At 69.3% G+C, this 23755-nt stretch carries 22 protein-coding genes; 12 read left to right on the top strand and 10 right to left on the bottom strand.

The window, feature by feature from the left end:
- Nucleotides 1-11: 11 nt before the first annotated feature.
- From ACFVJQ_RS15870 to ACFVJQ_RS15850, 5 genes are read right to left on the bottom strand one after another with little or no spacing between them, the layout of a single operon-like run.
- Nucleotides 12-1409, bottom strand: a complete 1398-nt coding sequence (locus ACFVJQ_RS15870) for an FAD-dependent monooxygenase (protein WP_385513115.1) — start codon at nucleotides 1407-1409, stop codon at nucleotides 12-14.
- A gap of 14 nt (nucleotides 1410-1423) precedes the next feature.
- Nucleotides 1424-2608, bottom strand: coding sequence for an MAB_1171c family putative transporter (locus ACFVJQ_RS15865; protein WP_385513116.1), 1185 nt, complete (start codon nucleotides 2606-2608; stop codon nucleotides 1424-1426).
- The gene (locus ACFVJQ_RS15860) at nucleotides 2605-3780 is read right to left on the bottom strand and encodes an MAB_1171c family putative transporter (RefSeq protein WP_385513117.1); all 1176 of its coding nucleotides are present in this window, start codon (nucleotides 3778-3780) and stop codon (nucleotides 2605-2607) included. Before ACFVJQ_RS15860 ends, ACFVJQ_RS15865 begins: the two co-directional genes overlap by 4 nt.
- On the bottom strand, nucleotides 3777-4295 hold the full coding sequence (locus ACFVJQ_RS15855) for a toxin (protein WP_385513184.1): 519 nt from the start codon (nucleotides 4293-4295) through the stop codon (nucleotides 3777-3779). Before ACFVJQ_RS15855 ends, ACFVJQ_RS15860 begins: the two co-directional genes overlap by 4 nt.
- 50 nt (nucleotides 4296-4345) lie before the next feature.
- Nucleotides 4346-5581 carry an MAB_1171c family putative transporter gene (locus ACFVJQ_RS15850; protein ID WP_385784221.1) on the bottom strand — a complete coding sequence of 412 codons (1236 nt, stop codon included), beginning with the start codon at nucleotides 5579-5581 and terminating at the stop codon, nucleotides 4346-4348.
- Nucleotides 5582-5793: 212 nt separating this feature from the next.
- Between ACFVJQ_RS15850 and ACFVJQ_RS15845 the strand changes: the two genes are divergently transcribed.
- From ACFVJQ_RS15845 to ACFVJQ_RS15805, 9 genes are all read left to right on the top strand, one after another.
- Nucleotides 5794-7152: an extracellular solute-binding protein gene (locus ACFVJQ_RS15845; protein ID WP_385784218.1), complete on the top strand. Its 1359-nt coding sequence runs from the start codon at nucleotides 5794-5796 to the stop codon at nucleotides 7150-7152.
- A complete protein-coding gene (locus ACFVJQ_RS15840) occupies nucleotides 7149-8090 on the top strand; it encodes a carbohydrate ABC transporter permease (RefSeq protein WP_385784215.1) in 942 nt (313 codons plus the stop codon). Before ACFVJQ_RS15845 ends, ACFVJQ_RS15840 begins: the two co-directional genes overlap by 4 nt.
- The gene (locus ACFVJQ_RS15835) at nucleotides 8087-8950 is read left to right on the top strand and encodes a carbohydrate ABC transporter permease (protein WP_385784212.1); all 864 of its coding nucleotides are present in this window, start codon (nucleotides 8087-8089) and stop codon (nucleotides 8948-8950) included. The genes ACFVJQ_RS15840 and ACFVJQ_RS15835 overlap by 4 nt, the downstream gene beginning before the upstream one ends.
- Before the next feature lie 21 nt (nucleotides 8951-8971).
- Nucleotides 8972-9937, top strand: a complete 966-nt coding sequence (locus ACFVJQ_RS15830) for an arabinan endo-1,5-alpha-L-arabinosidase (RefSeq protein WP_385784209.1) — start codon at nucleotides 8972-8974, stop codon at nucleotides 9935-9937.
- Between the two features lie 102 nt (nucleotides 9938-10039).
- The gene (locus ACFVJQ_RS15825; RefSeq protein ID WP_385784206.1) at nucleotides 10040-11557 is read left to right on the top strand and encodes an alpha-N-arabinofuranosidase; all 1518 of its coding nucleotides are present in this window, start codon (nucleotides 10040-10042) and stop codon (nucleotides 11555-11557) included.
- A gap of 1238 nt (nucleotides 11558-12795) precedes the next feature.
- A complete protein-coding gene (locus tag ACFVJQ_RS15820) occupies nucleotides 12796-13680 on the top strand; it encodes a carotenoid biosynthesis protein (protein ID WP_385784204.1) in 885 nt (294 codons plus the stop codon).
- A gap of 195 nt (nucleotides 13681-13875) precedes the next feature.
- Nucleotides 13876-15063, top strand: a complete 1188-nt coding sequence (locus ACFVJQ_RS15815) for an NAD(P)/FAD-dependent oxidoreductase (RefSeq protein ID WP_385784326.1) — start codon at nucleotides 13876-13878, stop codon at nucleotides 15061-15063.
- 267 nt (nucleotides 15064-15330) lie between these two features.
- Entirely contained in the window at nucleotides 15331-16227 is an 897-nt protein-coding gene (locus ACFVJQ_RS15810) for an RNA polymerase sigma-70 factor (RefSeq protein WP_385784201.1), read from the top strand.
- Nucleotides 16224-16469: a transposase family protein gene (locus tag ACFVJQ_RS15805; RefSeq protein ID WP_385784323.1), complete on the top strand. Its 246-nt coding sequence runs from the start codon at nucleotides 16224-16226 to the stop codon at nucleotides 16467-16469. The genes ACFVJQ_RS15810 and ACFVJQ_RS15805 overlap by 4 nt, the downstream gene beginning before the upstream one ends.
- 112 nt (nucleotides 16470-16581) lie before the next feature.
- Here ACFVJQ_RS15805 and ACFVJQ_RS15800 read toward each other — a convergent pair whose 3' ends face one another.
- Together ACFVJQ_RS15800 and ACFVJQ_RS15795 are read right to left on the bottom strand one after the other, a co-directional pair.
- Nucleotides 16582-16713: a DUF4291 family protein gene (locus ACFVJQ_RS15800; RefSeq protein WP_385784198.1), complete on the bottom strand. Its 132-nt coding sequence runs from the start codon at nucleotides 16711-16713 to the stop codon at nucleotides 16582-16584.
- A gap of 23 nt (nucleotides 16714-16736) precedes the next feature.
- Nucleotides 16737-17297, bottom strand: a complete 561-nt coding sequence (locus ACFVJQ_RS15795; protein ID WP_385784195.1) for a hypothetical protein — start codon at nucleotides 17295-17297, stop codon at nucleotides 16737-16739.
- A gap of 167 nt (nucleotides 17298-17464) precedes the next feature.
- On the opposite strand from ACFVJQ_RS15795, the gene ACFVJQ_RS15790 reads away from it, so the two are divergent.
- From ACFVJQ_RS15790 to ACFVJQ_RS15780, 3 genes are all read left to right on the top strand, one after another.
- A complete protein-coding gene (locus tag ACFVJQ_RS15790) occupies nucleotides 17465-17917 on the top strand; it encodes an iron chaperone (protein WP_385784193.1) in 453 nt (150 codons plus the stop codon).
- Nucleotides 17918-18151: 234 nt separating this feature from the next.
- Nucleotides 18152-18598 (top strand): hypothetical protein, encoded by a 447-nt coding sequence (locus ACFVJQ_RS15785; protein WP_385513126.1) that lies wholly within the window; start codon nucleotides 18152-18154, stop codon nucleotides 18596-18598.
- Nucleotides 18599-18697: 99 nt separating this feature from the next.
- On the top strand, nucleotides 18698-20281 hold the full coding sequence (locus ACFVJQ_RS15780; protein ID WP_385784190.1) for an MFS transporter: 1584 nt from the start codon (nucleotides 18698-18700) through the stop codon (nucleotides 20279-20281).
- 89 nt (nucleotides 20282-20370) lie between these two features.
- On the opposite strand, the gene ACFVJQ_RS15775 is transcribed toward ACFVJQ_RS15780, so the two are convergent.
- The 3 genes from ACFVJQ_RS15775 to ACFVJQ_RS15765 form a co-directional block, all read right to left on the bottom strand.
- Nucleotides 20371-21459: a hypothetical protein gene (locus ACFVJQ_RS15775; RefSeq protein ID WP_385784187.1), complete on the bottom strand. Its 1089-nt coding sequence runs from the start codon at nucleotides 21457-21459 to the stop codon at nucleotides 20371-20373.
- A 177-nt stretch (nucleotides 21460-21636) separates the two neighbouring features.
- Nucleotides 21637-22455 (bottom strand): hypothetical protein, encoded by an 819-nt coding sequence (locus ACFVJQ_RS15770; RefSeq protein ID WP_385513129.1) that lies wholly within the window; start codon nucleotides 22453-22455, stop codon nucleotides 21637-21639.
- A complete protein-coding gene (locus ACFVJQ_RS15765) occupies nucleotides 22452-23717 on the bottom strand; it encodes a glycosyltransferase family 4 protein (protein WP_385784183.1) in 1266 nt (421 codons plus the stop codon). The genes ACFVJQ_RS15770 and ACFVJQ_RS15765 overlap by 4 nt, the downstream gene beginning before the upstream one ends.
- Between the last annotated feature and the right edge of the window lie 38 nt (nucleotides 23718-23755).

Raw genomic sequence — 23755 nt, 5'->3', positions numbered from 1 at the left:
CAGCGACCCGCCTACCGCCCCGTCCGATCCAACCCCCGCAGAACCTCCCGCTCCTTCGCCGTCAGCGGCGGTCCCGCAGGGGCGGGCAGAGACGGACCCGTGAGGGCGGCCAGGAGGGCGTTCGGACGGAAGAGACGGGTCGGGCCGGCGGTCAGGCTGGTCACGTCCCACAGGGCGGAGGCCGCCGCGTAGGAGCCGGTGGCCGCTCTTGTCAGCCGGCGGGTGTACCCGGCGGCCAGACGGTCCGCGGTGCCGGGTCGGCCGCCGCGTGTTCCCGGATACCAGACGTCCTGGCTGACGGCCAGGGTCCACGCCGCGTCAACCGTCCCGGCGGCACCGCGCTGCACGCGGCGGGCCAGTCCGGGTGCGGCCGGTCCGTCGCGCCGGAGCTCGCGGGCGAGGAGCTGGGCGCCGAGCGCGGCCACCGACATGCCCTGCCCGTAGGCCGGGTTGAAGGTGGCCACCGCGTCACCGAGGACGACGAAGCCCTCGGGCCACTGCCGGGCCTTCTCCAGATACCGTCGGACGTTGCTGGTGCTGCGCCCGATGTGGACGTCGGTGAGTGGTTCGGCGCCGGAGATCAGCCGGCCCACGATGGGGTCGGGCAGGTCGAGGGTGTACTGGAGGAAGCCGTCGGGGTCGGCGGGCGGCTCGCCACCCCGGGTGCCGGCGAGGCTGACCATCCAGCGGTCGCCCTCGATGGGCAGGACCATCCCGCTGCGGCCCGGCCGGGACGCGTAGGGGTCGGCCTGCACCATCGTGAGCGGGAACCCCTCGGCGCCCGGCGGCGTGCGGTAGATGCGGGTGGCGTTGACGAGACCGGAGTCGACGGATGTCTCCCGGATGCCGGAAATGCCCAGCAGCTCCAGCCACTTGATGACACGCGTCCCCCGTCCGCTCGCCTCGACGACGAGCGCGGCGTCAAGGTCCGTGTCACCCTCGGGTGTTGACACACGGACACCGTGAACACGCCTGTCGCTGCCGATGAGTTCGAGGACCTGCCCCTTGCGGATCTCGACCGGGGTTCCGGTGACGACCGCCTCGCGCACCGTCCAGTCCAGCAGCGCCCGCGTGCACGTGATCATCTGGGGCCCCTCGTGCCACCAGCGCCGGAGCCAGCCCTCGGGCGTGAGGGCCACCATGCCCCGGCCGAGGGATATCTCGTGGGCGCCCGCGGTGAGCAGGTCCTTGCGCAGCCGGGCGCCCGGCACCAGCTCCTCCATGGCGGCCATACCCCCGGCCATCAGAAGGTGGGCGTGACGCCCCTGCGGGAGTCCCTTGCGGTGTTCCGGTCCCTCGGGCAGGTCGTCGCGTTCCAGCACGATCACCTCGTCCACGACGGTGGACAACGCCGCCGCGGCCAGCATGCCGGCCAGGCCGGCACCGATGACAACAGCTCTACGCGACATGAGACTCCTTGGATTCAGCCATGGTTCAAGCCATGCGAGGTGCTCACCGTACCTTCGCGCACGGCGACCACCGGCGAGCGCGTCAGGACCTGCGCCAGCTCCACCAGCCCGCTCGTGTCGGAGACTTCGGTGGCGTAGAGCCGATAAGTGCTCGGCCGGTCGAGGGGCTGCTCGCCGGCGGCGGCACGGCGCGCGGCGTCGTCGACCATCGCGGCCTCCGCGACCAAGCGGGCCTCGTGCGCGCAGCGGTTCTCACGCAGGACGGCGTCCCGGGCCCGCTCGCGCACCCGGTCGTCGAAGTAGGGGGCCAGGGCCAGCAGCGCGTCGTGGATGGACATCTCCCGCCAGTGCAGCCGCTCCCGGGGCAGCTGCCACCAACTGTCGGGCGACTTCGGCGCGGTGGACACGAACCGCACCCGTGACCACAGCGGGCCGAGCCTGCGGTAGTCGCCCAGACAACGCCAGTGGTCGACGGCCGGCGGCAGCAGCCTCGGCAGCATGAAGCCCGCGGAACAGACCAGCGCGGCGAGCGAGGCCATCGGCGGGGCGACGACCGTGGACAGGAAGTCGAGGTCACCACCCGCCCAACGCGCCACCACGGCCGTGTACTTGGTCAGCTGGAACCCCAGCACATCCAGCGCCGCGCCGACCATGATCAGCTGCAGGCCGGTCCTGAGCAGCCCGGTGACCTCGCGCATCCACTTCAGGCACAGCGCGCACATCACCACGGTCGCGACGCTGTGCCCGACCAGGTAGAGCACCGTCATCTCGCGCATGAACGGCGTGTTGGCGTAGTACGTGTCGAGGTCGGACAGCCGCTCGGTGTCCGCGTCGGCGAGCACGAACATCACGACGATGGCGACGATCAGCGCGGCGTAGGCGGTGACACTGCGGGCGACCATGCGCCGGATCCGCTCACGGGGGCCGCCCCGCCAGTGGATCAGCAGGATGACCAGGGAGCAGCTGTACGCGGAGATCAGTCCGTACGTCAGCGGCGCACCGAAGTTGGTGATGCCGGTCAGGTCGTTGACGACTTCCAGGGTCAGCGGTGCAGAGCAGACGAAGACGAGCGCGCCGAGTGCGATGGCCACGCACGTGGACACGGTCAGCGGGTTGCGTACGGTGGTGCGCGGCCGCCGGAACAGCACGGCGAAGGACAGCCCCAGCAGGCCGGCCGCCAGATACACGACGAGGCTCATGCCCGCCCCCTCGTGGCCGCCCTGCGGCTGATCCGGGCGGCGGCGACGGCCGGGGAACCCGCCAGTGCCTCGGCGATGGGCACGAGGGCTGCCGGGCCGGGCACCTCGACCGGCAGCCGGTCCGCCTCGTCCGCCGATACGGCGACGCTGTCACGTTCCTCCCGGGCGGCCGCGGCGATGACCGCGGCCCATGCGGTGGCCTCGGCCCGCTCCGGGTCGCCCGTCGCCCGCAGTTCGGCGTCGAGCGTACGGTCGTACAGGACCCGGTCGTAGAACGCGTCCAGGTAGCTCAGCGCGTTGTGGATGCTGGTCTGGCGCCACATCAGCCGGGTGGTGGGGGAGGCCCAGCGTGGCCGGGCCAGTCGCAGCGAGCGGCGGGTGAGGACGTCGTCCAGTTCGCGCTCCAGCGGGGCGAGGCGCGCGTACGTCCGCCAGGACAGCAGCCACCGCGTCAGCCCGGGCCCGGCCAGCGGGATCAGGATGCCGGCGGAGACGACGAACGCGCCCAGGCCGGCCGCCGCGAGGGAGACGTTCGTGTCGAGTGCGGTCCAGTCCTGCCCGAACCAGCGGCCGATGACGGCGGCCAGCTTGGACAGGCTGTACCCCGACGCGCACAGCGTGCCCACGCCCAGGGTGACCAGACCGACCCGCAGCCAGCCGTGCACCTGGCGGGCCCAGCGCAGCGAGGAGACCGTGGTGACGCTCACGGCGGTGAGGTGTCCGACCAGGTACAGCACGATCATCTCGGCGATGAACGGCGTCGTCGCGTAGTAGGTGTCCAGGTCGGTGCGGCGCTCCACGGGGGCGTCACCCAGGGCGAACGACACGGCGATGCCGATGACGACGAGCGCGTAGGCGAGGATCCAGCGGCGCGCGGTCACCGCAACCTGCGGCCCGCCCCGCCAGCACACGATCAGCACCTGGGAGGCGGCGCTGTACGCGGTGATTGCCGCGTACGTCATCGGCGCGGCGAGGTTGGGGATGCCGCTGACGTGGTTGATCGCCCCCACGGTGGGCGGTGCACCGAGGAAGAAGCACAGGCCGGCCAGGCCCAGGACCGCGCAGATCGCGCGCAGGTAGGGGTCCTGCCGGTGGCGGATCAGGTCCGGCGCCTTCACCGCCAGGCCGAGCCACAGCACACCGCAGCTGATGTAGTTGACGAGGCCGCTCATCTGCGGTTCCCGCGGTAGTTGAGTGCGGCCCCTATCCGGCCGGCCAGCCCCTGCGGGTCGGCGCCGCCGTCGGCGGGGGGAGCGGGGTCCGGCGGTGTTTCCATCAGGGCGCGCAGCCGCTGGCCCATCAGCATGCCGAACCGGTCGGCCTCCTGCTCGTCGGCGAGGCAGAAGTCGGTCCGCAGCGCGGCGGGCCCGTCGGCGGCTGTGGCATGCGACGTCTCCGACTGCTCCCGGCTCATGTGCCACACCTCGTGACAGAAGATCACGATCTGGTGCCATACGGCGGCCCGCTTGTCGACGACGATGTCGTCCCGCGTCTCACGGTTCAGCCACAGCCCGCTGGCGGTGTGGGGCGGGAAGACCTCCCGGTGCAGGACGACTTCGCGGCCCCGCCACTCACTGACGGATGCGACGAGCGCGGCCAGCAGCGCCTCGGGGTCGGCCGGGACGGGAACCTGGATCGGGGCGATGAGGGCGTCGGCGAGCCGCCGCATCTCCTTCTTCGTACGCACCATTCTTCCCCGGGGTTGTCTCGTCGTTCGGCGTCTCGAGGGCGGTGGGGTCACTCATGGACGGGCACGCTCCGTGCGGGGGCCGTGCGGGCGCGTACCGCCGCCAGGACATCGGGGCGGCGCAGGGCGCGGGACACGGCGTAGATCTCCTGGAGCAGATCCGTGGTGTCCTGGTCGCCGGTGCCGGTGGTGTCCGGGGAGCGCCGTCTGGCGTCGACGGCGTCCTGGATCATCACGGCGGCGGCGCAGGCCTTCGCCGGGCCGGGATCGAGGCCGAGGGCGAGCGCCGCGTCGTACGCCCTGCGCTGCTGGTCCGCGTCGATGTGCCGGGCCAGCGGCAGCAGCACGTCGCGGATGAACGTCTCCCGGCGGATCAGGCGCAGTTCCTGGGTGGAGTGCAGCACGAAGGGCACGCCGGGGCCGTTCACGGAGCGCATCAGCAGGTACAGGGGCCGCAGTTCATGGTGGGCGAGCCGGACCCGCCAGCGGTCGTGCAGATACTGGCCGCTGTGCGGCAGGATGAAGCCGACCGCGATCAGGATGGCGGACAGACAGGCGATCGGCGGTGCGACGCCGGTGTTGAGCCAGTCGAGGTCGTGCCCGCTCCAACGGGCCGCCACGGCGGTGAACTTGGCCGCGTCGAACATCAGGTTCATCGCATAGCCGGCCCCGAGGGAGGTCAGGCCCCAGCGCAGCCAGGCGTCGAGTCCGTCGGTGCGGACCCAGTTCCAGATCAGCTTGGAGGTGATCAGGACGGCGACACAGTGTGCGACCAGATAGAGCACCGTCATCTCGCGCATGAACGGCGTGTTGGCGTAGTACGTGTCCAGGTCCCGTACCCGTTCCACCGGGGCGTCCGCGAGGGCGAACAGCACCCACAGCGCGACGATCACGCCCGAGTACAGGGTGATGACCCACCGCATGGCGCGGCGCGTCGAGGCCGACCGGTCGGACAGGCCGTTGCGCCAGGCGATGATCAGCAGCAGGCAGGATCCGCAGAATGCGGTGAGCAGCGAGTACACCCAGGGCGCGGAGATGTTGGGGACGCCCGTGATCCGGTTGACCCAGGCGATCGTGGCCGGCGCCACGAACACGAACACACAGCAGGCGAGCAGCAACAGCCCGCCGACCGCGCGCAGCAGTGGGTCCTTCCAGAGCCGGATGATGGTCGGCAACTTGATGGCGAGAGCGGCGACCAGGACCGCCGTCGGGATCCAGATGAAGGAGCCGTACAGCTCGCCGACGAACACGGCGGGATCCAGCGCCGGCGCGCCCGCGATGCCCATCGGACCCCCTTCTCACCGCCGTTCGGCAGCTTGTCCGAGGTTACGCGCTCGGAACTGTCCGCGTCATGCGATACGGCGACCGTAGTCCACCCCGAAACGACCGGCGCCGACCGAAAGTCCTGTCCAACCCATTGACGCGCAAGCGCTTCGATTTTACGGTCCCGTTCGAAGTTACGAGCGCATTTCGAAATATCGAACAGTAAGGGCAGGGCATGGGACAACCTGGCCTGAATCGCAGGCAGCTTCTGGCCGCAGCAGGCGGATTGACGGTCGCGGGCAGCTTCGGCTTCGCCGCCCTCGGGACCGGCGCCGACGCGCTCGCCTCCGGCGCGGACACCCGGGTGCGCTACTGGAACCTCTTCAGTGGCGGCGACGGCGCCAACATGATCGCGATGCTGGACGCCTTCCGTAAGGAAAACCCCGGCATCGACGTGAAGGACTCCACCCTCCAGTGGGGCAACCCCTTCTACACCAAGCTCGCCATGGCCGCCGCCGGCAACCGCGCACCCGACCTCGGCGTCATGCACCTGGGCCGGGTCACCGGCTTCTCGCCCGGCCGCCTCCTGGACCCCTGGGACGTAGACCTGCTCGCCAAGTACGGCGTACGGGAAGCGGACTTCAACCCCGACCTGTGGAAGCGCGCCGTCATCGACGGCAAGCTCTACGCCCTCCCGCTCGACATCCACGTCCAGCTCTGCTTCTACCGCAAGGACGTACTGAAGAAGGCGGGCCTGCTCGACGACGACGGCCGGATCGTGCCCGTGACGTCGACCGGCGAGTGGTTCGACGTGCTCAAGGAGGCCAAGAAGGCCACCAAGAAGGGCCTGCAGACCATCGGCTTCTGGCACAACGACCAGAACTTCCAGTGGTGGTTCTTCGTCGCCTTCTACACCCAGCTCGGCGGCACCTGGTTCGACGCCGCCAACACCGAGGTCACCTTCGACACCGACAAGGCCACCCAGGTCCTGGAGTTCCTGCGCCGGCACATCACCGACGGCTACGCCAACTCGGGCTTCGGGGGCACCGCAGGCGCCGAACAGTTCCTCAACGGTGCCCCCTTCGTCTGGGAGGGCAACTGGTCGGTGCCGGTCTTCTCCGGCGCCAAGCTCGAGTACGGCGCCACCCCGCTGCCGCCCGTCTTCGGCCGGCAGGCCACCCACGCCGAGTCGCACGCCTTCGTCCTGCCCCACCAGTCCGACCGCGGCGGCGCCGCCAACGAGGGCGCCCACCGACTGGCCGCCTACGTCGTCCAGCACGCCCAGCAGTGGGCGGCAGGCGGCCACATCCCCGCCTACACGCCGACCCTGTCCACAGCCGCGTACAAGAAGCTGTACCCGCAGAGCGAGTACGTCTCCGCGATGGACCACCAGGCCACCGAGCCGAAGGTGTGGTTCGCGGGTTCCACCGGCATCCTCGCCCAGCGCATCGGCCCGATCGTCGTCGCCTCGACGATGGGCTCCGCCAAGCCGGAGGCAACCGCCCGCCGGATGAAGGGCGCGCTCACCGAGCTGCTCGGCATGAAGAACCCCATGGACGGCAAGACCGCCGCGCAGGGAGGTGCCGTCGCATGACGACCGCCAGTACCGAGACCGTCCTCGCACCGGCACGCGCGAAGACCGCCGCACTGAGCGCCACCGTCCGCCGCAAGCAGGGCTTCCAGCACGGCGGCTGGTTCGTCGCCCCCTTCCTCGCCCTGTTCGCGCTCTTCGTGATCTGGCCGCTGCTGCGCGGCATCTATCTCAGCTTCACGGACGCCAACATCTCCGGCGACGGCGCGAGTTTCGTCGGCCTCAACAACTACCGCGAGGCCCTGCAGGACCCGCTGATGTGGGACGCCCTCGGCCACAGCGCGTACTTCACGCTCCTGGTCGTGCCCTGCATCACGGTCCTCGCCTTCCTCCTGGCGATGCTCGCCCACCACATCGAGCGCGGCAAGTGGCTGTGGCGGCTGTGCTTCTTCGCCCCGTTCCTGCTGCCCTCCACCGTCGCGGGCAACCTGTGGCAGTGGCTGTTCAACCCCGGCACGGGCATGATCAACCATGTCTTCGGCATCGAGACACCCTGGCTGACCGACAAGTCGTACGCGATGCTTGCCATCGTCATCACGACCCTGTGGTGGACGGTCGGCTTCAGCTTCCTGCTCTACCTCGCCGCGCTCCAGGGCATCCCCGACCACCTCTACGAGGCCGCCAAACTGGACGGCGCGAACGCCTGGCACCGCATGATCCACATCACGCTGCCGATGCTGCGCAACATCACCGGGCTCGTGATCGCCCTGCAGATCCTCGCCTCGCTCCAGGTCTTCGACCAGGCCGTCGTGATGATGGACTTCTCGCCAGGACCGGAGGAATCGACCCGCACCTTCGTCCAGTTCACCCTCGAAGAGGGCTTCACCAGCTACCGCGTGGGCTACGCCTCAGCGATCTCCATCATCTTCTTCGTGATCATCGCGGCCGTCGCCCTCGCGCGGATGTGGCTGCTGCGCAACCGTGAGGAGGGCGGCCGATGAGCACCGCCGCAGAAATCCGCGTCAAGCCCCGCAGGTCGTCCTGGACACCCAGCCAGATCGTGCTCACCCTCCTCGGCGTGGCCGTCTCCGTGGTGTTCTTCGCCCCGCTCGCATGGGCGCTGTTCACCTCGCTCAAGTCGGAGACCGAGGCCGTCGAGGTGCCGCCGCACTGGCTGCCGAAGGAGTGGACGGGCCAGGCCTGGTCGGCGATCTTCGAGACCGGCAACATCACCAACTGGTTCGTCAACTCCCTGGTCGTCTCGGTGTGCGTGACGACGGTGGTGCTGATCGTGAGCGCCCTCGCCGGATACGGCTTCGCCCGCACCGAGTTCCGCGGCAAGGGCGTGCTCATGGGCATCGTCATGTCGGGCCTGATGATCTCCCCGGCCGTCCTCGGCGTCCCCCTGTTCACCACGGTCCAGCAGATGGGGATGGTCGACACGTACTGGGGCATGATCCTGCCGCAGTGCGCGCCCGCCGCGATGGTCTACATCCTCTACAAGTTCTTCCAGGGCATCCCCCGCGAACTGGAGGAGGCCGCGTTCATCGACGGCGCGGGCCGCTGGCGGGTCTTCTTCACCATCGTCGTCCCGCTCGCCCGCCCGTCCCTCGCCGCGGTCGGCATCTTCACCTTCATCGCGTCGTGGAACAACTTCCTCTGGCCGTACATGGTCACCAACAACCCCGACCTGATGACCATGCCCAACGGCATCGCGACCGTCATGAACTCCTACGGCATCCAGTGGGCCCAGCTCATGGCCGGCGGCCTGATGGCGGGCCTGCCCCTGATCGTCGTCTTCGTCTTCTTCCAGCGGCAGATCGTGGCGGGCGTCGCCCACACGGGCCTCGCCGGCCAGTAACCCCCTTGAGGAGAGCGTGAGTTGAAGCGCTTCAGACTCGTGACGCTGCTGTCCGCGGCGCTCATCGCCCTGATGCCGAGCACGGCAGAGGCCGTGACCTACCCCGACCCCCAGCCCATCACCGGCCAGCAGATCATCCACGACCCGACGGTCATCCGCCTCAAGTCCGGCGGCTACGTCGCCTATTCGACCGGCGGTGTGATCGGCGCCCGCCTCTCCGAGGACCGCGTCCACTGGGAGGACTCGGGCAACGCCTTCGCCGAGCCGCCGAGCTGGTGGTACGAGTACAACGACACGGGCGACCCGTGGGCGCCGGACATCTCCTACCGCGACGGCCGCTACTGGCTGTACTACGCCGTCTCCTCCTGGGGCACCAACCACTCCGCGATCGGCGTAGCGACCTCCCGCTCCGGCCTCCCCGGCACCTGGACCGACCACGGCAAGGTCCTCACCTCCGAGACGACCGACCACTGGAACGCCATCGACCCCGCCCTGATCAGAGCGGACGGCAAGCTCTGGATGTCTTTCGGCTCGTACTGGACGGGCATCCGGATGATCGAGCTGGACGAGAGGACAGGCAAGGCGATCCCGGGAGCCCCGGTCCACCACCTGGCGACCCGCCCCGACGCGCCGTACGCCGTCGAAGGCCCGTACATCGTCAAGCACGGCCGCTTCTACTACCTCTTCGCGTCGTACGACGCGTGCTGTTCGGGCGTGAACTCGACGTACAAGATCAAGGTCGGCAGGTCGACGTCGGTGACGGGCCCGTACGTGGACAGCACGGGGAAGCCGATGCTGGAGGGCGGCGGTGACTTGCTGCTGGCCGGCCACGGCAGGTACATCGGCACGGGAGGCCAGTCGGTGTTCCGAGACAGGGGCCAGGACTGGCTGGCGTACCACTACTACGACGCAGAGGACGAAGGCACCCCCAAGCTGGGGCTCAACAGGCTGAGCTGGAAAAAGGACGGCTGGCCAATCGTCCGTTAGGGGCGCGGGGCTGTATCAATTTGCGGCTCCGCCGCGTGGGCGCGACCAGCCACAGACAACCCGCACCCGGCAACGAACCAGAACCACCCTCGAAGGGACCCCATGAGTAAGACCGCCCGCTTCACGCTCGACCCCGCCTTCACCACCGGCAAGGTCAATCCCCGCCTCTTCGGCTCCTTCGTCGAACACCTCGGCCGCTGCGTCTACACCGGCATCTTCGAACCCGACCACCCCACAGCCGACGCGGGCGGCCTCCGCACAGACGTCCTCGACCTCGTCCGCGAACTCGGCGTCACCGCCATCCGCTACCCCGGCGGCAACTTCGTCTCGGGCTACAAGTGGGAGGACTCCGTCGGCCCGGCAGCGGAGCGCCCCCGCCGCCTCGACCTGGCCTGGCACTCGACGGAGTCCAACCGCTTCGGCCTCTCCGAGTACATCGACTTCCTCCGCAAGGTCGGCCCCCAGGCCGAGCCCATGATGGCCGTCAACCTCGGCACCCGAGGCGTCGCCGAGGCTCTCGAACTCCAGGAGTACGCCAACCACTCCGAGGGCACTGCCCTGTCCGACCTCCGGGCCTCCCACGGCGACAAGGACCCCTTCGGCATCAAACTCTGGTGCCTCGGCAACGAGATGGACGGCCCCTGGCAGACCGGCCACAAGACGGCCGAGGAATACGGCCGCATCGCAGCCGAAACGGCCCGCGCGATGCGCCAGATCGACCCGAACGTGGAACTCGTCGCCTGCGGCAGCTCCGGCCAGGGCATGCCCACCTTCGCCGAGTGGGAGGCGACGGTCCTCAAGGAGACGTACGACCTCGTCGACTACATCTCCCTGCACGCGTACTACGAGCCCGTCGACGGCGACATCGACTCCTTCCTCGCCTCCGCCGTCGACATGGAGTCCTTCATCGAGAACGTCGTCGCGACCTGCGACCACGTGGGCGCGCGGCTGAAGTCGAAGAAGAAGATCAACCTCTCCTTCGACGAGTGGAACGTCTGGTACATGTCCGGCTGGCAGCAGCACGCCGAGGGCATGGACCCGGCCGACTGGCCGGAGGCCCCGCGTCTGCTGGAGGACAACTACAGCGTCCTGGACGCCGTCGTCTTCGGCTCCCTCCTCATCGCCCTCCTCCGCCACGCGGACCGCGTCACGGTCGCCTGCCTCGCCCAGCTGGTGAACGTCATCGCCCCGATCATGACGGAGCCCGGCGGCCCGGCCTGGCGCCAGACGACGTTCTTCCCGTTCGCCCAGGCGTCGCGATACGGCCGAGGCGAGGTGCTGGACGTACGCGTCGACTCACCGACGTACGAGACCCAGAAGTACGGAGAGACCGACCTGCTGCACGCCACCGCCGTGCGCGCCGAGGACGGCACGGTCACCGTCTTCGCGGTCAACCGCAGCCGCACCGAACCGCTGCCGCTCGAGGTCGCCCTGAACGCCCTCGACCTCACCCGGGTCATCGAGCACAGCGCCCTCGCGGACGCCGACCCCGACGCCCGCAACACCCTCGACGACCCTGAGCGCGTCACCCCGCACGTGATCGAGGGCACGACCGTCCAGGACGGGCAACTGAACGCCGTACTGGAGCCGCTGTCCTGGAACGTGATCCGGCTCGCCTGATCCGGACCGGACAAAGCCGACGGAGCCGCCGGAGGACATCTCACCCTCCGGCGGCTCCACCGTGCTCACCCCAGGAGAACTCGTAGCGATCGCGCTCCGCTCGGTCGGACGCATTCCCATACGCGTGAGCCAGACAGTCACGCGTCCGGTGGGCCGCGTTGGACTCTGCCGGCGCGAGGACGTACAACTGCGGCAAGAGGGCCTCCTGGTGCTCACGGAAGGCGAGTTGAGCTGCGGTGTCGGAGCATCCGTGAGCAGGCTCGCGTGCCGGGCGAGCCGTCGGCCTTCGTCCAGCTCGTTCAGCTCCGCCGGCTACGGCGGTGGCCTCGAGCAGGCCGCCCTGCGCCTGTCGGCGGTGGCCTCTGATGACCGTCTGAGCACTCATGCCCAACTGCCGCCCGAGGAAAGGGGCGGCGTTCCGTTGTGTCCGGTGTGCGCTACGTCTCATCCGCGGGCTGTTACGGCAGAGGGATGGCTGGTGTCTTGATGCCGAATCCACGACATGGGGAGAGATGAATGAGCGGGAACGCCGAGCGCGGTGGTTGCTGGCGACGGGGACGGGGACGGGGACGGGGACGGGGGCGTGACGGCGGGCCGGCAGCCTGGCTCGGCGCGATGGTGTGCCGGTGACCGTGGTCGATCCGCGTCCCGAGTTCGTCGAGCGGATCCGTCTGCACCAGCTTCTGACCGGTTTCCGATGACACGGTCGAGGGCTTCGGGGGCCGCTGGCAGACATCGGGGCGACGGCTCCGGCGAGGATGAATTGGCTGAGATGACGGCGTCTGAGAATCAGACCGATTCTCGGCAGGCTCTGGTGAAGCGCATCGAGAGCCGGGATGCCGATATCGGTACGTATCTTCAACGCGCCAGGCGCCGGCGCGACCGGTTTTCACTGGTGAGCACAGTTGCTGGTGCTGTGGATGACCTGGCTGGGCGTCACGTACCGCGACTCGGCGGCTGCTGCCCGGCCGGTGGACGCGTCTGCGGAGGAGCTGTTGTTCACCGAGGTCGTACCTCCCGGCACTGCTCGTGATGGTGGGGCTGCTGGAGCTCTACGGCCGCCAGTCCACCAGCGCCTGGGCGTCTCGAGTGTTCACCGGGTACCGCCGTGCCGTCCCCGACGCACCCGAACCCGCGGACCCCACCGACTGGCCGCATTCCGGGGCGGGCCGCTTCCACCACACCCTGGCACTGTGCGCGGCGGAGGCAGCTGAACCCACCATTACAGGAGAAACAAAATGAACCCATGGAACCGCGTCCTCTGGCTGCTGGCAGCCGCCGCCGCAGTAGTGGGCCTCACCGTACCGCTGACCGGGACACACATCGCGGTGCCGATGCTGCTGCTGTCGGTCCCGTTCGCGCTGATCCACGGGGTGCGGAGATACGGGTGGCGGACGCTGCTGTTCTTTCTGATCGTGACCCTGGTGGTGAGCAACTTCTTCGAGAACCTCAGCGTTTCCACCGGGTTCCCCTTCGGCCAATACCACTACACGGGCCATCCGCAGCTGATTCATGTGCCCATCGAGATCGGACCGATCTACTTCGGTCTGGGCTACCTCTGCTGGCAGGTGGCCAACACCTTGCTCGACGAGGCGGACAGCCGTCTGGGCGGCTCGTCCGGGTCGGTCGCCGGCCGGGTCGAGGTGGTGGCGCTGCCGATGCTGGCCGCGGCACTGATGACCATGTTCGACCTCGGCGTCGACTCGATCGCCGCCACCGTGAAGCGGGTCTGGGTCTGGGAAGATGGGGGCGGGGTGTTCGGGGTGCCCTACACCAACTATTTGGGCTGGTGGTTTGTCACCTATCTCTACTTCCAGATCTTCGCCCTGTATTTGATGAAGCGTCAGCCGACATCGACATCGACATCGACCTCGGTGTCGGTGCGGACCGAGGGGCGGGGGGTGTTGGCGCAGAACGTGCTCTTCTACGGGGCGCTGGGGCTGAGCTCGGTTCCCTACTTCATCGGCGCTTCCGGTGACATGGTCAAGGACGGGGCCTCGGTCAGCTGGAGCGGGCATGCGATCAACGAGACGATGATGACGATCAACCTGTTCGGCATGGTGGTCGCTGCGTTTCTTGCCGCGGTCAAGCTGGCTCGCAACGACCTGGCCCTGCGACGCTGATTCCGACTGACGCAGAACGGCCGCCGCTCGGCTTTCCGGCGGCCGTTCGCGGTGTTTTCCAGCGAATGCGGTGAGCCTGACCTCGTCAGGGCCGCGTTTCGCGGCATTTGATGTGTGCTACGTCTCATCCGCAGGTTGTTACGCCGGACGGGCAGCCGGTGTCTCCATGCCGAGTTCACAACACGAGGAGACATGATGAACGGGAACGTCGAGGTAGTCGTCGTCGGCGGAGGGTACGGGGGCGTGACGGCGGCCAACAGCCTGGCTCGGCGCGATGGTGTGTCGGTGACCGTGATCAATCCGCGTCCCGAGTTCGTCGAGCGGATCCGCCTGCACCAGCTCGTGACCGGCTCCGATGACGCGGTCGAGGGCTTCGACAGGGTCATGGGCGGGAACATCCGGCTGGTGGTCGACACCGCGACCCGGATCGACGCTGCCGAGCGTCAGGTGTCGCTGGCGGGCGGTGGCACGGTCTCCTACGACTACCTCGTCTACGCGGTGGGCAGCGGCGCCGCCGATCCCGGCGTCCCCGGAGCGGCGGAGTTCGCTCATTCGGTGTCGGACCTCGAGGGGGCGGAACGACTGCGGTCGGCGCTGGATGCGACGCCCGCGTCGGCTCCGGTGACCGTGGTCGGGGCCGGCCCGACCGGCCTGGAGACCGCCGCCGAGCTGGCGGAGGTGGGCCGCAAGGTCACCCTGGTCTGCGGCAAGGCGCTCGGCCCCTCCCTGCACGCCCGAGTCCGCCGCCCGGTCGCCCGCCGGCTCGCCAAGCTGGGTGTGACCGTCCTCGAAGGACCCGGTACGAAGGTGGCGGAAGTGACACGCGACGGCGTACGGCTCGACGACGGCCGCGAGCTGCCCAGCGCGGTGACGATCTGGACCGCAGGATTCCGTATCCCGGACCTGGCCGCCCGCAGCGGGCTGCGCACCAACGCCGAAGGCCGTCTGGTCACCGACACGACGCTGACCAGTGTGGACGACGAGCGCATCATCGCCGCTGGGGACGCGGGAGTGATGCCGGACCACCCGTTCCGGCTGAGCTGCCAGGCCGCCACGCAGCTGGGCCCGGCGGCCGCCGCCACGATCCTGCGCCGGATCGCGGGGAAGAAAGCCTCTCCCGTCCGGATGTTCTTCGCCGGGCAGTGCCTCAGCCTCGGCCGGAAGGGGGGCGTCACCCAGTTCTCCTACCCGAACGACAAGGTGAACGCGCTCAGCATCAGCGGGCGGACCGGTGCCGGCGTCAAGGAGATCGCCTGCGTGTTCACCCTCAACAAGTTGGTGTCCGGGGCACGCAAGGCCAGTTCCCGCGGATCCCACGGCGACAGCACCGACCGCGTGGTAACGCCTCAGCCGGAACACCCCACGACGCCGTCCAACACCTGACGCGCGGGCCAGCCGCCAAGACCCCTCCTTCGGCCGGACCGACCGGTCCGGCCCGAGAAGGACCGAGCCGGAGTGACAAGCACACAACGCCGCGGCCTCGTAGGCCGTGGCCGGGCTCCGGGGCGCCAGTCCCACAGCCCGCCCATCCCACGTGGCCTGATCAGTGGGGAGGCTGCTGCCGACAACCCCGTCTTCGGACCGGGTACCTGTTCTTTACGGCCTGCTTCCGGCACATGGGGCCGACCGCGAGAGAGTGAAGCGCACGACATGAACGACCACGTCACCGATTCCGCGACCGAGGCCTTCGTCGCCCACCGCGACCTGCTGTTCACCGTCGCCTACGAGATGCTCGGATCGGCGGCGGATGCCGAGGACGTCCTCCAGGAGGCCTGGCTGCGGTGGGTCAAGGTCGACCTGGAGCAGGTGCGGGACCAGCGCGCCTACCTGGTACGGATCACGACCCGGCAAGCACTCAACCGGCTACGCACCCTCAAACGGCGCAAGGAGGCCTACGTCGGCCCCTGGCTGCCCGAGCCCCTGCTCACCGCGCCGGACGTGGCCGAGGACGTCGAACTGTCCGAGAACCTGTCGCTGGCACTCATGTTCATCCTCGAAACCCTCTCACCGACCGAACGCGCCGTCTTCGTGCTGCGCGAGGTCTTCGACATCGGCTACGAGGACATCGCGGCCGCAATCGACAAGAGTCCCGCCGCCACACGCCAGATCGCCTACCGCGCCCGCCAACACGTCGACGCCCGCCGGCCGCGCACATCGGTTTCCCCGGAAGAAACCCGGGCAGCGTTGAATTCGTTCCAGTCCGCGCTCGAAACCGGGGACCTGCACGGGCTGCTCGACGTACTCGCCCCGGACGTTGTTTTCGTCAGCGACGGCGGCGGCCTCAAGCTGGCGGCCCTGCGGCCGGTCGTCGGCGCCGACAAGGTGCTCCGTTACATGGCCGGCAGTGTCGAAAAGGCCGGCGGCACCTTCACCAGTGAGCCCACGACGGTCAACGGCAACCCCGGACTCATCCTGCGCGTGGACGGCGTGATCGACGGCGTGCTGGCCTTCCGCGTGGAGAACGCCCGCGTCACGGGTCTCTACTACGTCCGCAACCCCGAAAAGCTCACCCGCGTTGAGTCCGAAACCCCCCTCACCTCCCGCTGACCGTCTCCCCGCGACACGGCCGACCGAGGTCCGCGGTAGCGCAGGCGTCGCGGAACAAGCCGCTGACCGCCGCCGAGAAGCAAGCGAACCGGCTGGTCAGCCGGGAACGCGCGGCGAACGAGCACGGCTTCGCCGACCTGAAGAACTGGCGCGTACGCACCAAGCTCCGCCTGAACGCGAAGCACGCCACCATTCTCCTGCGTGCCCTCCTCGTCCTGACGAACGCGGAGACGAGCCGCTGACTCGACGCGGCAGACGATCACCCCAGCACGATCAGTCGGACGACCAGCACGAGCACCCCACCCCCGGCTCACACCAGCCCCACTGACCAGCACATTTCAAGATGACAACGTCTCATTGGGCAAGCGTCGCCCGGACCTTCGGGTCCGGGTCGACCGCCAGCTGGGCGCGCAGCGCCGGTTCGGCGATCTCCCGCGGATACGCCTGATACACCGTGATTCTGGAATCGGTGTGGGCCGCGCGCATGATACGACCGTGCTCTGCCTGCGTCACAGACCGCGCGCCTCTGACACCCATACGCCCACCTTGTGGACCTCCGGCCCCTCGACGTGTGTCGCCCCGGCCGTGTACAGCAGCCACAGCAGTTCGAGGGATCCGAAGAAGGATTCCCCCCAGCTGTCGACCCAGACGCGGACCTGCGAGGGACCCACCGGGACCACGTCCCAGAACTCCCAGCCGCGGGAATCCTCGTCCGGGTGGAACCGATAGATCCAGTTCTGGAGACGCCAGGGCTTTACTTTGCCACTCTTGGCCAGGAACGCGGCACGACCGTCCCGGGCTAATTCCTGACCGGACTCCTCGCCCCGGCCGGAGACGCGCGTGAACCAATCCGGAAACCGGTCCGTAGGCAGATCTTGGTCGTCGAACTCCGCCGTGCAGGCCAAATGCAGTGCCGCAGCCAGTACTTGGCGTACTCGTTCCGCGTATTCCGCGGGCGGTGCGGTGACATCGACGGTGAATGCGGCCAGAACCGGTGGCGCCGCCTCGGCCGGTGGGCGCTGCCGTACGCGATCCAGTTCGGCGGCGACGCTCTCCTCGCTGTGGATCATTCGCCGATCCTCCCGGACATCACTACTCGGCCGCCCGGTGGTCAGTGGTGGATTCCGTGGTCAGCACGGAGGCGGTCCGTGCGCCGGACGGGAGAGGCTGTGGTCGCAGTGATCGGGCCCGGCAGGACACGCCGGGCCGATCGTGACCCACGGCTACGGGAGTGACCATGAGCAGCACCGAAAGCAGCACGTACGAGGGGTTTACGACCGAGGAGCGGGCCGCGATGAAGGAGCACGCCCAGGAGCAGAAGAAGGCAGCGCGCCGCGGCTCGCGTGCGGACAAGGCGGCGGAGGCGGAGCGGGACGTGCTCGCGAAGATCGCCGAGATGCAGGATTCGGACCGGATCATGGCCGAGCGCGTCCATGCCGTCGTCACCGCCGGCGCCCCGGTTCTCGCACCGAAGCTCTGGTATGGCATGCCCGCTTATGCGTTGGACGGCAAGGTCGTCTGCTTCTTCCAGAGCGCGGCGAAGTTCAAGGCGCGCTACGCGACACTCGGGTTCAGCGACCAGGCGAACCTGGACGAGGGCGCGATGTGGGCGGCCGGTTTCGCCCTGACCGAGGTGACGGCCGAGGTGGAGGCGCGGATCGCCGCACTCGTGAAGCAGGCGGTGAGCTGAGGGGGCACGCCCGCTACCGGACGGCCTTGGGCGCGAGGCTGCAGCGACCGTGTCCCGACAGGATCCGGACACGGCGTGGACCAGGCCGGACAGGTTCCGATTGTCCGGGACAAGCCGTCCTCCTTGCCGCACTTGGCGCTGTTCAGCAAGCTCTCAGCAGCCGGCCGGTCCAACGGCACGGCATTCTCCGCCTACTTGGGCGGTGCGCCCACGGATGCCTGAAAAGGAGCTGCAGTGAACAGACGGAAGCTAGTGCGCCATGCGGTTCAGTCTGTGCTCGCCGCGGCCGTCTTGACGGTCGCCGTCCCCACGTCCGCCTCAGCCGCCGCAACGGGCTATGTGCACGGAGCCAGCTACCAGGCGTGCAACATCGTGAGAGGCGACTACGGCTACTCGCCCTACAGGGAGAAGTTCGACGGCTTTACCGGGTACGACACCTGGGGCAGCGTCACGTTGTCCTACGACAGGAGGGAATGCGGCTCTTGGAACACCGACATCGGATGGTTCCAGTACACCGGCTACGTGTGGGTTGGCGGCGAGTGGCTCTTCATCCCCTGGACCTCGAAGGCCAGCCCTTGGGGTGAGGTAAGCCTGGACTTCGAGCCTCCCTCTCGGGACCTGCGCTTCCGTGTCTGCAACAACATCAACGGGAAGCCGGACGGCTGCGGCCGGGTGCAATAGCGGTCGCCGACATCGCCGTTGGCTGTGGCCTGCGGCGGGGGCCCGTCGCGTTGACCTCAAGTCCAGTTGAGGTTCTACGGTGGCGCCATGGAGACAGGAATGACAACATCTCCCCAGGTCAAGGCGGGGAAACGAGAGTGGTTGGGGCTGGCCGTCCTGGCTCTGCCGACCATCCTGATCGCTCTCGATATGTCCGTTCTGCACTTGGCGGTGCCGCATTTGAGTGCCGACCTCGACCCGTCGAGCACGCAATTGCTCTGGATTGTCGACATCTACGGTTTCCTCATCGCAGGCCTGCTCATCACCATGGGCACATTGGGTGACCGTATCGGCCGACGGCGGCTGTTGCTGATCGGCGCGGTGGGATTTGGTGCCGCCTCGATTTTCGCGGCCTATTCCACGAGTCCGGTGATGCTCATCATCGCGCGCGGGCTGCTGGGTATCGCCGGGGCGACACTGATGCCGTCCACGATGTCGCTGCTGCGGAACATGTTCCACGACGCGAAGCAGCGCAATGTCGCGATCAGCGTGTGGATGGCGGGCTTCGTGCTGGGCGGTGCCCTGGGGCCGGCCGTCGGCGGCGTGATGCTGGAGTACTTCTGGTGGGGTTCCGTCTTCCTGCTGGGCGCGCCGGTGATGGCTCTGCTGGTGATCACCGGCCCCCTGCTGCTCCCGGAGTTCCGGTCCGACCAGCCGGGGCGTCTGGACTTCCTCAGCGTGCTGATGCTGCTGGTCGGCGTGCTTCCGGTGGTCTACGGCATCAAGGAGTACGCCTCGCACGGCATCGAGGCCACCTCCTCGCTGATCCTCGCCCTGGGCCTGGCCATCTGCGCGGCCTTCGTGCTGCGCCAGCGGAACCTCGAATCGCCCCTCCTGGACCTCCGCCTGTTCAGCAGCCGTACGTTCGCCGCCGCCCTGGCCGTGCTGTCCCTGTCGATGTTCGTCATGGCCGGCGCGCAGTTCTTCCTGGCGCAGTTCCTGCAGATGGTGTCCGGGTACACGCCGATGGAGGCCGGACTGCTGATGCTGCCGATCTCCGTGATGATGGTCATCGGCATCATGGCGTCCCCCGGGCTCGCCCAGAAGATCCGGCCCGCCTACCTGATGGCCGGCGGGCTGGCGATCGCCGCCGTGGGCATGTTCATCCTCAGCCGCCTGACCGAGGACTCCGGCATCGGCATGGTCATCGCCGGTGGCGCCATCATGAGCCTGGGCCTGGGCCCGACGCCGGCGCTGGGCACGGGCATGGTGCTCGCCACCGCTCCCGCGGAGAAGGCCGGCGAGGCCTCGGCCATCCAGGAGACCGCTGCCGAGCTGGGCACCGCCATGGGCATCGCCCTGCTGGGCGCGGCCGGCACCGCGGTCTACCGCGCCGAGGTGCAGGACAGCATCCCGGCAGGCACCCCCGAAACGGCCTCGGCCGCGGCCGAGGACAGCATCGGCTCCGCCGTCGCGGCGGCGGAGGACCTCACCGGTGACACCAAGGAGTCTCTCCTGGACGCCGTGCGAACGGCGTTCACCGACGGGATCCAGATCTCCTACACCGCCAGCGTGGTCATCGCGCTCGCCATCGCCCTGCTGGTGGCCACCCTGCTCCGCAGGGTCACACCCACCCTCGAAGAGGAAGACGAGGCCCCGCAGCCGGAGCAGAAGGCCATGGTGGCGGGTGATCAGGCCAGGTAGCCGACAGCCGCAGAAAAGCAGCGGGCTCTCCGCGTGACTCCGGGCCCCGGGGCAGGCTTGTCCTCGCCCCGGGGCCCGGCCGGCGTGGTTCAGCGCTCGATCCGGACCTGGGCGGGCGGATAGGGGGAGGAGGACGTCGTACCGACTCCCCAATAGCCGCCCGCACCAGGCACGGACACCAGGGAGTTGATCACCACAGGAGCCGACGAGGCGGCACCGCGCTCACTCACCCAGGCCGCCCCGTCCCACCGCAGGTGATGCGCCCGGTTCTGGTCCCAGAAATCCCAGCCGGAAACACGGTCGGGCAGTCCCCGCTCGTCGCCCACGATCCCGGTGAGCATGCCGAGGGTGAACGGCGCGGTGACGCTCCGCCAGGTGCTGCCGTCCCCGTGGAGGAGGGTGACGCCGGGGGGTTTGCCGGGCGGGCCGCCGACTCCGTAGTCGTAGCCGGTGAGCCAGATGTCGTCGTCGGCGACCGGGAGCAGTCCGGTGACGGTGGCGCGGATGCCCTGGTAGGCGGGGAGCTCGGTCCACGCGGTGCCGTTCCAGCGGGCGACGATTCCGGTGCCGTAGACCCAGACGTTGCCGTCGGGAGTCACCCGGACGCCCGAGGGCGTGGCCGCGGCCCCGCTCGGCGGCGCCGCCACCCACCACCAGCCGCCTCGCCCGCCGCGCAGCAGCACCGAGCCGTCGCTGTTACGGCCGGAGCACCAGGCCTGCCCGTCGGGGCCCACCGCGACTCCGGTGAGGACAGTCCCGGCCTGCCCCCGCCCCGGGAAGTCGGCCTCCTGCCAGGTGCGCCCGTCCCAGGCGAGCAGGTGCGCGGCACCGGAGGCGTCGGTGCCGACCGCCCAGGCGGAGCGGGCGCAGGTGCCGGCGACGGAATGCAGGGAGCCTCCGAAGCCGAGGTGGGCGAGGCCGACCCGGGTCCATGTCCCGCCGTCCCACGCGAGGGCCAGCGGCGTGCCTCGGGTACTGCCGTTGCGCCCCTCCTCGCCCACGGCCCAGGCGAGGTCGGGCCCGGCGGCGGCCACATCGATCAGTTGGGCGGCGGGAGTGCAGTCGGGCGCGGTGACCGCCTGCCAGTCATGGGGCTCCGCGGCGTCCAGGTCCGCCGCACTCGCCGTGCCGCCGCTTGTGGAGGCGAGCCCGAGCCCGACCGCCCCGGCACCGAGCACGCCCCCTAATCCGCTCAGAAAGCTCCGTCTTCGCACGGCCTTCCCCCTCGTCCTCGGCGCTCGTCACGGGCCAACACCGTGAACCAGCCCGCCGCAAAAGGCAATGCAGAAGCGGGTGTCAACTCGCGGTGGGCGAAGCCGGAGGCGTGAGCCGTGGAGGGGCGGGCGTCATCCACCTCAACCGGCCTTCGTCACCTCCACGGAGAGGTCGTTGTCGACGGTGTAGTAGGGGCGCAGGACGGCGCCGCCGAGTGTGACCGCCGGGTGGACGAAGACCTCCTTGCGGTCTGCCAGGTCGTCGAGCAGACGGGCGACCCGGATGAGAGGCGCCTGCGCCGCAGGCCGCACGAAGACGTCCCAGACGCCGCTCCCGGCGTCCGTCCCGGCGGTCAACTCCCCGTAGTCGACCGTGAAGGAGAAGCTTCGGCCGTCGGGTGCGGGCCGTGGCTCCAGGGAGCGCACGGTGCCGCTGCCGCCCCGCAGGCGCAGGTGCACGGCGGCTCCCTCCTGGAACGAGGCGCCGTGCAGGCGGGCGCCGACCGTCATCGACCGGTCCGTGATGTCGATGCCGTCGACCTCCGCGTGGGCGGGGCGCAGCCAGGCCCGTACTGCGAGGTACCCGTCCTTGGTGACGTAGGGAACCCGGACGGCCAGCGGTGACTGCCGGTCGCGGAGGTGTCCGTCGACCAGGGCCCGCAGGTCGCGCAGGCCCGGGCGCAGACGCTGCCGCTCGGATCCCGGTCCCCGGAGCAGGTGCACATCCCACCGGCCCTCCTCGAGAACGGGCTGCGGGCCCAGGACGGCGCGCAGGCGACCGTCGTCGGCGGGCTCCAGGTCGAGGGCGTGCACGGTCTTCTCAGGCTGGCCCTTCTTCGGGCGCAGCCGGAGCAGCACCTGCGGCCCTTCGGCCGGCAGCGGCGGCAGATCGAACGTGATCCGGCCGTCCGGCTCGACCACGCAGCCGACGCGCGGATCCACACTCTGTTCCGTGCTCATCGCTGTCCCTTCCGAACCATGCGCAGCGCGCTGCTCGCCGAGGCGAACGCGGCGTCGCGGGCGGCGAAGCCCTGGCTGACCAGGGCGCGGTGCATGCGGGCGCGTTCCTGTACGACGGGTCGCCCCGCCCTTCGCGCCGAGACCGCCTCCGTGAACAGCCGCTCGGCCTGCTCGACCACGGGGCCGGGAGCGAACCGCCGCGCGTTCCTCAGCGCCGCACGGCCCATACGGCGGCGCCCCTCGTCGTCACGGACCAGTTCCAGCAGGGCCGTGCCCAGCGCGTCCCGGTCCCCGACCGGCACCAGCCGGCCGTCGACCCCGTCCTCGATGATTTCACCGGGTCCGTAGGGGCAGTCGGTGCTCACCACCGGCAGTCCGCAGCGCATCGCCTCGACGATCGTCATGCCGAACGGCTCGAAGTTGGAGGCGGCCGCACCGATCGAGCCCTTGACCCACTCTCCCTCCATGGGGGCCGCCGCACCCATCAGGAAGACGTTGTTCCACAGGCGGAGGTCCATGATGAGCTGCCGCAGCCGATCGTGCTCCTCACCCTTGCCGTAGATGCGCAGCTGCCAGTCCGGGTGTTCGGCGGCGACCATGGCGAAGGCCTCGATGAGCAGGTCGTAACGTTTCACCGGGACCAGTCGGCCGGCCGCGACGACCACCTTCGCCGAGCCGTCGACGGCCGGCAGCACGGGATCCGGCACGCTGTTCGGGAGTGCCTCCACCCGGACGCCGGGCAGCCACATCTTGCGCCGGTAGGCGGCGGCGTCCGCCTCGGTCACCGTGGTCAGCGCGTCGAGCCGGCGGTAGGCCCGGCGCAGCGTGGTGCGCAGCCGGGGCGGATGGTTGTCCAGGGTGAGGTGCTCCTGTCCGATGCGGACGACATGCTCCGGAGCCTGGAGGGCGAGGTGGACGTTCAGCCCCGGCCGGGTGCCGATGACCACGTCGGCGTCGATCGTGGCGAGGCACTCGGCGATCCGCTGGTCGGTCAGCTCGCTGTACTGCCCGTAACGGTACTCGGCGCGGGGGAACACCCCCGCCGGTCTCAGATGCAGCGGATGGTTCTTCTCCTGCCGCAAGTCCACGAGCGGTCTGAGCGACACCCTCGGGCCCAGGGTGAAGTTCGGGTGCTCCCGGTGCCGTAGCACGGAGACGATCTCCACCTCGTGCCGCTCGGCCAGTGCGTGGGCCAGGTTGAAGGTGGTGGTGATCGTGCCTCCGATTCCGTAGGCGTTGTGGAGCAGGAAAGAGATCTTCATGGCGGGCTAGACCACGACGACTCACCGGCGGTTGCCGC

The sequence above is a fragment of the Streptomyces sp. NPDC127197 genome (genome assembly GCF_042672405.1).
GTDB lineage: Bacteria > Actinomycetota > Actinomycetes > Streptomycetales > Streptomycetaceae > Streptomyces > Streptomyces flavusporus.
The sequence above is the reverse complement of the archived record's forward strand: the minus strand, read 5'-3'. Positions and strand labels throughout refer to the sequence as shown.

What these genes read in the sequence shown, in the direction of transcription:
- ACFVJQ_RS15810 (WP_385784201.1), top strand. Translation starts at nt 15,331, where the DNA reads ATGAACGACCACGTCACCGATTCCGCGACCGAGGCCTTCGTCGCCCAC.
- ACFVJQ_RS15845 (WP_385784218.1), top strand. Translation starts at nt 5,794, where the DNA reads ATGGGACAACCTGGCCTGAATCGCAGGCAGCTTCTGGCCGCAGCAGGC.
- ACFVJQ_RS15825 (WP_385784206.1), top strand. Translation starts at nt 10,040, where the DNA reads ATGAGTAAGACCGCCCGCTTCACGCTCGACCCCGCCTTCACCACCGGC.
- ACFVJQ_RS15840 (WP_385784215.1), top strand. Translation starts at nt 7,149, where the DNA reads ATGACGACCGCCAGTACCGAGACCGTCCTCGCACCGGCACGCGCGAAG.
- ACFVJQ_RS15850 (WP_385784221.1), bottom strand. Translation starts at nt 5,581, where the DNA reads ATGGGCATCGCGGGCGCGCCGGCGCTGGATCCCGCCGTGTTCGTCGGC.
- ACFVJQ_RS15780 (WP_385784190.1), top strand. Translation starts at nt 18,698, where the DNA reads ATGACAACATCTCCCCAGGTCAAGGCGGGGAAACGAGAGTGGTTGGGG.
- ACFVJQ_RS15770 (WP_385513129.1), bottom strand. Translation starts at nt 22,455, where the DNA reads ATGAGCACGGAACAGAGTGTGGATCCGCGCGTCGGCTGCGTGGTCGAG.
- ACFVJQ_RS15835 (WP_385784212.1), top strand. Translation starts at nt 8,087, where the DNA reads ATGAGCACCGCCGCAGAAATCCGCGTCAAGCCCCGCAGGTCGTCCTGG.
- ACFVJQ_RS15870 (WP_385513115.1), bottom strand. Translation starts at nt 1,409, where the DNA reads ATGTCGCGTAGAGCTGTTGTCATCGGTGCCGGCCTGGCCGGCATGCTG.
- ACFVJQ_RS15795 (WP_385784195.1), bottom strand. Translation starts at nt 17,297, where the DNA reads ATGATCCACAGCGAGGAGAGCGTCGCCGCCGAACTGGATCGCGTACGG.
- ACFVJQ_RS15765 (WP_385784183.1), bottom strand. Translation starts at nt 23,717, where the DNA reads ATGAAGATCTCTTTCCTGCTCCACAACGCCTACGGAATCGGAGGCACG.
- ACFVJQ_RS15790 (WP_385784193.1), top strand. Translation starts at nt 17,465, where the DNA reads ATGAGCAGCACCGAAAGCAGCACGTACGAGGGGTTTACGACCGAGGAG.
- ACFVJQ_RS15860 (WP_385513117.1), bottom strand. Translation starts at nt 3,780, where the DNA reads ATGAGCGGCCTCGTCAACTACATCAGCTGCGGTGTGCTGTGGCTCGGC.
- ACFVJQ_RS15815 (WP_385784326.1), top strand. Translation starts at nt 13,876, where the DNA reads ATGAACGGGAACGTCGAGGTAGTCGTCGTCGGCGGAGGGTACGGGGGC.
- ACFVJQ_RS15820 (WP_385784204.1), top strand. Translation starts at nt 12,796, where the DNA reads ATGAACCCATGGAACCGCGTCCTCTGGCTGCTGGCAGCCGCCGCCGCA.
- ACFVJQ_RS15800 (WP_385784198.1), bottom strand. Translation starts at nt 16,713, where the DNA reads ATGCGCGCGGCCCACACCGATTCCAGAATCACGGTGTATCAGGCGTAT.
- ACFVJQ_RS15865 (WP_385513116.1), bottom strand. Translation starts at nt 2,608, where the DNA reads ATGAGCCTCGTCGTGTATCTGGCGGCCGGCCTGCTGGGGCTGTCCTTC.